1 protein-coding gene is annotated in these 464 nt (G+C 47.6%); it reads left to right on the top strand.

What is annotated here, in order from left to right:
• Window positions 1–138 precede the first annotated feature (138 nt).
• Window positions 139–363 carry a hypothetical protein gene (locus AB1L30_RS00350; RefSeq protein WP_367011369.1) on the top strand — a complete coding sequence of 75 codons (225 nt, stop codon included), beginning with the start codon at window positions 139–141 and terminating at the stop codon, window positions 361–363.
• Window positions 364–464 lie beyond the last annotated feature (101 nt).

Below are 464 nucleotides of genomic sequence, written 5' to 3'. Positions count from 1 at the left end.
ATAAACGATGCAATTTCATAGAGTTATATGGTTATTACCAAGAAGTGTTGCTTTTGATTCAGCTTCGGCTGAAACGGAGCAGTGTCGATTGGGAGTTAACCGTTCTCAATAGAGAATCTGGATGTCTATCGGCGCGACATGATTGCCAACATGAGCCATGGCGGCAAGATCGCGATGCTCGGCATTCCGCCAGATGAAATCTCGATCGACTGGAATGATGTGATCTTCAACATGGGTATCGGCCTGGTGGTGATCGTCAGATCGCTTGTCCGCAAGATATTGAGGATGGCTTCCTGTTCCTTCGATTCGAAAGGGTCGCGTTTCTTCAGCGGCCGTTGCCTAGAAGCTGTTTCAAAACCCTGACGTTATAAGCTTGCGCCAGGCAACGATTTGCGTTACACCTACCATCGAACACTTAAAAGCACGCCGAGGAAGAACAATATGGCAACCGTCATCATCCTATT

This window comes from Bremerella sp. JC817, from assembly GCF_040718835.1.
Lineage (GTDB): Bacteria > Planctomycetota > Planctomycetia > Pirellulales > Pirellulaceae > Bremerella.
This window is presented reverse-complemented; position numbering and strand designations above follow the sequence as displayed.